General features: G+C 41.1%; 5 protein-coding genes and 3 pseudogenes. 4 read left to right on the top strand and 4 right to left on the bottom strand.

Features of this window, described 5'->3' with window-relative positions; all coding sequences use genetic code 11:
• A pseudogene (locus tag ABPH35_RS09550) lies at positions 1-201 on the top strand (IS982 family transposase); the annotation flags it as partial.
• A gap of 268 nt (positions 202-469) precedes the next feature.
• On the opposite strand, the pseudogene ABPH35_RS09545 reads toward ABPH35_RS09550, so the two are convergent.
• From ABPH35_RS09545 to ABPH35_RS09535, 3 genes and pseudogenes are all read right to left on the bottom strand, one after another.
• Positions 470-2,745: pseudogene (locus ABPH35_RS09545) on the bottom strand (phage/plasmid primase, P4 family).
• A 165-nt stretch (positions 2,746-2,910) separates the two neighbouring features.
• Positions 2,911-3,510 carry a PBECR4 domain-containing protein gene (locus ABPH35_RS09540; protein WP_349989484.1) on the bottom strand — a complete coding sequence of 200 codons (600 nt, stop codon included), beginning with the start codon at positions 3,508-3,510 and terminating at the stop codon, positions 2,911-2,913.
• Positions 3,511-3,552: 42 nt separating this feature from the next.
• Positions 3,553-3,693: a hypothetical protein gene (locus ABPH35_RS09535; protein ID WP_349989483.1), complete on the bottom strand. Its 141-nt coding sequence runs from the start codon at positions 3,691-3,693 to the stop codon at positions 3,553-3,555.
• 307 nt (positions 3,694-4,000) lie between these two features.
• Here ABPH35_RS09535 and ABPH35_RS09530 point away from each other — a divergent pair, with 307 nt between their 5' ends.
• The 3 genes and pseudogenes from ABPH35_RS09530 to ABPH35_RS09520 all read left to right on the top strand — a co-directional run.
• Entirely contained in the window at positions 4,001-4,186 is a 186-nt protein-coding gene (locus ABPH35_RS09530) for a hypothetical protein (protein ID WP_349989482.1), read from the top strand.
• Entirely contained in the window at positions 4,167-4,364 is a 198-nt protein-coding gene (tnpB, locus tag ABPH35_RS09525; RefSeq protein WP_349989481.1) for an IS66 family insertion sequence element accessory protein TnpB, read from the top strand. Before ABPH35_RS09530 ends, tnpB begins: the two co-directional genes overlap by 20 nt.
• 93 nt (positions 4,365-4,457) lie before the next feature.
• Positions 4,458-4,854 (top strand): annotated as a pseudogene (locus ABPH35_RS09520) (IS66 family transposase); the annotation flags it as partial.
• A gap of 1,049 nt (positions 4,855-5,903) precedes the next feature.
• On the opposite strand, the gene ABPH35_RS09515 reads toward ABPH35_RS09520, so the two are convergent.
• Positions 5,904-8,422 (bottom strand): MucBP domain-containing protein (locus ABPH35_RS09515; protein WP_368849768.1); only part of this gene is annotated, 2,519 nt, incomplete at its 5' end.

The raw sequence follows: 8,422 nt of genomic DNA, 5'->3' as shown, positions 1-8,422 counted from the left end.
TTGCGTCAAAATATGACAGGGGCTAAACAACATAATCATTGGAAATTGTTGGCTATGAGACGAACTATTGAAACTCGATTTTCAGAACTTTGTGCTCTTTTTGATGTCGAACAGACATTAACTAGAAGCTTAACAGGATTGCAGTTGAGAATTGAACAAATTATACTTGCTTATAATTTGAGATACTTTGAGATTAACTAGCACCACGAGTATATATTTTTTTTATTTTATTTTTTCCTTTATATAACTTATAGAATAGACTTACAAAACCTCCACATTTAACCAGTTAATATTTTTGAACCTTGTAAATACTAAATTTTTGTAACGTTATCTCCTCGCATTGGGTGGAAAAATGGTGGAAGCCAAATTAAAACAAGAGTTAAAAACTTTTGTCAGGTACTTCCATAACCTCCACACTCAATGCTTAATCAAATTTGAAAAGTTTTGTATCCAACTTTCGAGACTTTCACTAGTCAAGGAAGTCCTCTTCAATGAGTTTCAATCCAATAATGGCATTGAACTGACGAGTCCGTTTCCGTTCAAAACCTGCCGTATCCAGAGCAGTGTAAAAATCAGATGTTCCTCGCACATACTCCCCTTGTTTGGTAGCGTACGCTCGATATGCCGCATATAACTCCCCTGACCTCTGCTTGTATCCAGGTTCTATTTCGCAACATTCTTCAATAAAGTGTCCCAACCAATCGTTGGCTTCACGGTAGGCTTCTACAGATTCTTGGACAACCTTTGGTGGAGAGAATTTGAACTGTGAGGCAATAGCTTTCTCTGCACCTTCGATAATCCAAGTCATGATAGCTGGTGCTGCTTCGTCGTAGAGGTAGTCCGCAAAGTTCTTCACATCTGATTTCCCTGTAATCTTTGCATTAAAAGGAATGACAATCAGACGACGCCAAATCCCATCATCGTTCGCACCTACTTTAGGTAGATGATTAGTGTAAAGAACCAGCGTATGTGATGGCACGAAATGGAAAGGTGCTTTATATTTCTTCTCTGCTAGAATTTCATCCGTCGAACAGAGCTGTTTGACCATTGAAGTGTTGAGTCTCATTCCTTCACTCATCTCAGAAGCAATAATGAGACGCTTGCCTTTGAGTTCTGCCATCTCAGGACTGACATTTCGTCGAACACTCATGGTCAGAGCATCAGCCGATAATTTTCCAGAATAGTTCCCAAGTACTCGAGCAATGGTATTCCAAAAGGTAGATTTCCCATTTGCCCCACTACCATAAGCGATAATTAAATGTTCTTGATATACCTTCCCAATAGCAGCCATACCCACCACCATCTGAACGTAGTCGATTAGTTCTTGATCACCACAGAAGAAGGTCACTAGAGTCTCTAGCCACAAACCTTTTCCCTTATCACTTGGTGACGCTGTCACCATCTTAGTGATATAGTCAGCCGAGTCATGATCTTTTACACCAGCTAAGCCTTGGGATAAGTTAATGGTGGCTTTAGGAGTATTGAGCAACATTTCATTGTTATCAAACTCAGACACACTCATCCGAACCATATGCTTGGCTGTTTTGACAATTGCTGACAAGTTGCGATAGTCTCGATACTTCATGACAAATTTATGGAAGTCAAATGCCTTTTTATATTCCTTAAAGGCTGACGATTGACTCAGACCGTCAATGGCTTTAAGTCCCCTGAAAATTAGCTCCTCTGAAATACCTGTTTGGATGAGCCGTTTTTTCTTATCCTCTAGATTAGTATTTGCTACTGCTAGTTGCTCATCTAAGAAAACATGAACCTGTCGCATAGCCAACTGCTCGTCTTCCACCCAGTGTTTCCCATTGAAAGCAAGGTAGTCAGTCTCACGAGTAAAAGCAATTCGGTCTCCATATTCACGAGCTAAGAGTCCCGCTTCACCAATATCGGTATAGTCATCAGGTCGCATAGCTTCTCGGTTATAAGCATCAGGCGATACATACCCTTGGGATTGCTTAATAGTCTTGTTATAAAATCGCACGGCACTGCCCCAAATGGTATCAAGTTCTGCTTTCTCAAGTGGTGGCACACACTTCTGAGATTGTTCATCAAAGCCATCTCGTGCTTCTTGCGTCACACCTAAGCGCTTCAGAATCTTTGCGGCAAAGACAGACATGGTTGAGTTTCGACTGCCTTCATTGATTGGCCCAGTAGGTGATGTGTAGAAAGCTGCATCAAAGTCTTCTTCCGCATCTGATATAGTCGTTTCATCAAGCAAATCTTCATCGATGGTCAACCAAGAGTCATGCCATAAGACTTGTGCGTTTGGATTTCCAAATAAGAATCGTGCCGCATCTTTTGCTTTATCATCAAAGAACTTGTATTGATTACAGAGTTCCTCCTTCATGGCTACATAGATGTCCTTATCTACCACTTGATTGATTTGGAAGTAGATATGGAATTTAGGTCTAGCAGCTTTACTACCTTTAGCCGTCATATGGTTTCGACTCGTGACTAAGGCAAAGCTATAATCCACGAAGAGTTCTTTTAATCGCTCGACCGTCATCCATTCGTCAGGATTTTCGCTATGGTCATTATCAATATCCATGACCAAAACATCCGATTTGATGAGATAAAATTGGCATTGGAACGTATGTTGTTGTGAAACTCTCCAGCAACATGATCGAATCGAGCTACTTAAAGTAAAGATTGTTCATCAGTAGCAGTTATTTTATGCAGGTACTGAGTAGTAGCCTGTATACTAGTCTGTCCATGATGAAATAGCGATAATTGCACAGGCAATCTCCTTATAAATAAACTTAGAAGTTAGAAAACTCCTTCTACCTATTAGGTACAAAAAGGAAACTTTCAGTCCGAATAAATCCAAAAATTTTTAGACAACAAAAAAGCCGTCCACTACATTATATAGCGAACAGCTGACAAACCATTTAATCCATCATCTTATAGGAGATAGTCTTCTAATTTACTACCAGATTCAATAAAATACGGGGTTAATACTCCACTTTTAATATCCTTACTATAGATACAAACAACTTTTACTCCTACTGGAAATGATTTTTGATTTTTTAAATCAAGTAAAGATTGAGGAATAATTTTCTGGCTAATATCCTTCAAAGTTAAAGCTAATATCTGCTTTTTAGTTCTTAGAGCATAATCAAACTCTAAATAAAGGTAGCGACCACTTCCTGTTAAATGAACATAGCTACCGAGAATTTCCGTAATAGAAGCTAATACCTGTAATTTTTGAAAACTCGTGCCATCTTTTTTTATCATCATATCATCAATTATAAGATGTTGATTTAAAGAATCTACAAAGAAACTGTGACTACCCTTCTTATATGTTATACCGCATAAATGCATAAAGTTAGTTGAGGAAAAGCGGACTTCAATTCTATCTTCAGATGTACAGTATACAACGGACTTATTGATGAAATGTTCTTCAAAAAATCGTGCTGCTCTCTGAATATTGCCAAGATACCGTTTTAATTTGAGTTTTTCATTAAAACTTGGTCGTCCATATTCATTTACTCTTTTAACCATCGTCCCTCCATTAAAATAGACGACCCACATATCGTGAGTCGTCTATTTAGTCGGTTTTTCTGGTGTCTGCCACCGCTTGGCACTTTGTCCAAGATTAAATATCGGATTTCGTTCTGGTGTCCGCCACCGCTTGACCCCTATGTCCAAGATTAATATCAGATTGACTATGAGCCGACTACTCATCTACATCCTAATTATAAACTACTTTATCTAATTTATCAAGTAAAACTATCACTTCTCACGCCAAACGCATGAACTATTCTTTTTCGAACTTCTGCTTGCCTAAAAGTTTTGTCAAATACCGTTCCCATACTAAGGTGGAACTTCTTGTGTCTCAAGCTCATCTTCCCTAAGCACCATATCCAAAACTCTCAATGCCCACGAACACAAGTAACCAACTCTCTTGTGTGCTTAAAGTAACCGTCCCATAACGAAGTATCTCGCTTCTGAGTCATCCCTCTAGTATACTATAGAACCGGAGGCTCTACTGATGACACAACCGATTGTTCCTTTGAAAGTTCCCCAATCTCGTCGTTTTGATAAGAAAAACAAAAACGAGATGGTGCTGAAAATGCGTATTGGAAAACTTGAACAAAGCTTGTCCCAATCTCTTCATCAAGAAACACTGAAAACTATTTTAGATAAGGTATTGCTCTATGACCATTCAACTCAGTGATTTAGGGCAAGTCTATTTGGTTTATGGGAAAACAGATATGAGACAAGGTATTGACTCGCTCGCTTATCCGGTTAAACGTCAGTTTGATTTAGATCCTTTTTCTGGACAAGTCTTTTTATTCTGTGGTGGCCACAAAGACCGCTTCAAAGCACTTTATTGGGACGGTCAAGGTTTCTAGTTGCTCTATAAGCGTTTTGAGAATGTGAAACTGACTTGGCCAAGTAATGAAAATGAGGTCAAAACCCTAACATCAGAACAAGTTGATTGGTTGCAGTTGATGCGGATTGATCATGTCAAATATGCCTATAAGTGTCAGGCTTGTAGCGAGAAGAATCTCAGTGATAAGACTGTCAAGGCTCCTTTAGCGCACAGTTTCGATTCAGCTTCTATCATTGCCCATACGATTCATCAGAAGTTCAACCTCAAGGTACCGAACTACTGCCAAGAAGAGGATTGCAATAATCTTGGCTTGCCAATCATAAGAAAGGAAAGCGTAAACTGGCATATCAAGTTCAATCATTTTGAGCCACTTTATCATCTCCTCCGTGAAAAATTATTGGACCTTCTTATCTGGCAAGTATGAGGAACAAGGGATTACCCTTTATCATCATGATAAGCGACGGAGTGGTTTGTTTGTGAAGGAATTTCTTGGGAATTATGCAGGCTACGTCCTTTATGATATGTTACGGCAGTAACTTGGAACTTTAGTTCCCTAGTTCTGCCTATGCGATAGCAGTCCAAGCTTTAAGAACGAAGTGAGGATAAGCTTGGTTAACTGCGAACCGCTATCGGCCTACAGACAGTTAATACAAGCTCAGCTGGTTGGCTGTTGGACTCATGTGAGACAGTCTTCTTTGAGGCGACTCCTAAGAAAGTAGACAAGGCTTCCTTAGGCGCTAAGGGGTTAAGGTATTGCGACCGTCTGTTTGCCTTGGAGAAGGATTGGGTTGACCTCTCTACTGAAGAGCGTCTGCATAAACGCTAGACAGAGCTAGCTTCCTTGATGGATGAGTTCTTTGACTGGTGTCGTGAGCAGGCTGTCTTGCCAGGGTCAAAACTAGGTACTGCCTTGGAGTATAGCCTCAACTACGAGACCACCTTCCGAACGATCCTCGCTAAAAAGGAGATGCTAGAGGCTTATTTACCATGGGCGGAAAGTATTCAAAACAACTGTAGATAGGAAAAAGTCCCAGAGTCAAAGCGACTTTGGAACTTTTCAATATACTCCGGTATGGAGCGGTTACAACGAAATCGAAGTTGCAGACAAGTACAAATTTTCTATCAAAAAATAGGAAAGGAGAAGACATTTGCCTTCTCCTCCCTGAAAATCATTAGATTGCTACGAAGCACATTCACTTGCTCCACATCGTCTATCAGGATGTCGCCAATAACGTCTGCTACAAAGAGCACTACAAAATGCAGACCTACGATCTAACTTCCCTTGGACTGTCGTAATTTTTCGACCACATTTTTTACAAATAAAGGTTCTACTATCGAACCACGAACTAGCTTCTTGCTCTTTCATCTTTTGCTATTCTTTTCCTTTCTTTTTTACTAATTATGCCTAAAGCTACTTACACGAGTGCTGTTGCAATACAAATAAATTCATGATATGTACTTGCATCGCCGGTATCTGGTAAACGATTCTCCTTAGCTTTCATAGAGTTAGTATTAGAAATTACTGAAATAGCTGCCAGAGTGACTTCCTATTATAATCTTAGTTCTCATCGTCTAATTTTTTCTTGCCTAGTCCGAGCAAGGCAGCCATTCCAAGGGCAGCAGCGCCGTATGCAAATGCAGCCTTTCCAGACATATCACCTGTCTGTGGCAATTCTGCCTTTGCAGGTACTGCTGGTTGGGCAGTTTTGTTTGGGGCAGCTGGTGGTGTTGGCTCAGCTAGCTTGCTTGGTTCTACCGGCTTACCTGAGTCTACTGGTTTGCCTGGTGTCGGTGGCACCGGAGTGGTTGGTGGTGTCACTGGTTTTTCAGGTGTAGTCGGAGGTGTTACCGGTGGAACTGGTTTCACCGGAGGAGTTACTGGCTTCTCAGGTGTAACTGGAGGCATTACTGGTGGTACAGTAGTTGGTTCTTCCACTAACTCATAAACGTAGGTTACGATTAGAGTTGTATTGGCAACAACCTTACCAGCTACTTCCTTAGATGACGCTAAGTGACCCTGTTCATCAACTGCTCCTATAGGGTAGGTACCAACTGGTACACGTTTGTAAGTCTTGCCATCGTACCCCTTGATGAACAGCGGACGGTAGGCATCTGTGTTTGTATTGTAGTCCGTTCCTTCTGGTTGATTGTAGTGAACATTGGTATTGTCTGTGATTACGCGACCTTCTTTGTCTTTGTACTCAACAATGACAGAACCTTTTTCTACAACTGGTGAAGTCTTTTTCTTATACACATAGGTAACTTTCTTCTTACCATTGATGTAACTACCTTTTGGTTCATCACCTTCTACACGTACTAACTCATAACCGTCAATCTCTTTTGGTGTTGTCGTATATGGATCATTTGGTTTGCCCTTGCTGTGTTCTTGGAGAGCTACTGGAGTGCCTGATTCATCTACATAGTTCACTTCAAGCTCGCCTTCTTCTTGAGGAGTTTCCTTCAACTTGTAGATGTACGTCACCGTTGTAATACCTCTGACAATTTTACCATTTTCCACATCACCGTCTTTAACTTTGACAAGTTCGTAGACTTTACCATCTTTACCCGGGATTTCCTTAGGAATTTCTTTGCCCTCTTTGTTTGTATGGTACTCTGTTCCAACTGGTGATTCTGGTGTATCAACGGTTGGATCTTTAATGACATTTCCTTCTTCGTCCACATAGTGAACAGTGACAGAACCGGCTGGTACATACGGAATTGGGGTATCTTCCTTCGGATTCTCTGGTGTTGGTGGGATATAGTTGCCATTTGGATCTTTTGGCAATGGTTTGCTTGGATCTTTTGGATCAACTGGGACAAAGCCATCAATATCTGGTAAACGTGGGTCATCTTTTGGATTCTCTGGTGTTTCATCATAAGGAACCGGTGGCACGTTTTCACCAGTATAAGGATTTACCGGAGGAGTCAACGGATCGTTTGGATCAGTTGGTTTAGATGGATCGACTGGGATGTATGGAATGTACTTACCTGGTTTATCCGTTGGCGTTTCACGTTTCTTGTACTCGTATTGGATGACCTGTTTGCCTTCAACTACCTTGCCTGTCGGCTCTGCTGAGCTGGCTTTCACTTTTGGACTTCCATCTGCGTTTCTTACAAGGATGTACTCTACTCCGTTTTCATCAAATAATGTTTCAGGAGCTTCGTCTGCGTACCTTGTTCCGACTGGCGTGTCTTTCTCTTTGACTACTTTGTCGGTTTTGTCATTGTAGTCTTTGTATAGACGTGTTTCACTGCCTTCTACGAAGTATTGAGCTGCGACTTCGCCACCTTTTTTAGCGCGGTATTGGTACTTGATAGTTTGAGGTGTTTTAGTAACTCTGCCTGTTGTCTCTGCTGATCCTTCTTTTAGACTTGGCTTGTCATCTACTTTGACCAATTCGTACTCGATTCCGTTTTCATCAAATAATGTTTCAGGAGCTTCGTCTGCGTACCTTGTTCCGACTGGTGTATCTTTTTCTTTGACTACTTTGTCGGTTTTGTCATTGTAGTCTTTGTATAGACGTGTTTCACTACCTTCTACGAAGTATTGAGCTGCGACTTCGCCACCTTTTTTAGCGCGGTATTGGTATTTGATGGTTTGTGGAGTGTCACTGACTGTGCCTGTTGTCGCTGCTGATCCTTCTTTTAGGGTCGGTTTCTCTCCTACTTTGACCAATTCGTACTCGATTCCATCTTCGTCAAATAGGCTGTCTGGGGCTTTGTCTTCATATGGTGTGCCGACTGGCGTATCTTTCCCTTTGACAACTGTATCTTTTTGGTCAGACGCTTCTGGATAGAGACGTGTTTCGCTACCCTCTACATAGTACTGAGCTGTGACTTCGCCACCCTTCACTTCTTCATAGACATAAGTAACGGTTTGGTGTTTATCTGTAACTTTTCCACCTGCTGGTGAACTATCCTCTTTACGGCCGTCTTCGTCAACAGAGCCTATTGGATATATTCCTTTTGGTACCAACTTATAAACCTTACCGTCTTTTGTTTTCAGAGTTGGTGGACGCAACTCGTCTGTCTTCGTCTGATAGTCAGTGCCTGAATCTTTGTCTTTTACGACTTCTT

This window comes from Streptococcus handemini, assembly GCF_040984445.1.
GTDB classification, from domain to species: Bacteria; Bacillota; Bacilli; order Lactobacillales; family Streptococcaceae; genus Streptococcus; species Streptococcus handemini.
This window is presented reverse-complemented; position numbering and strand designations above follow the sequence as displayed.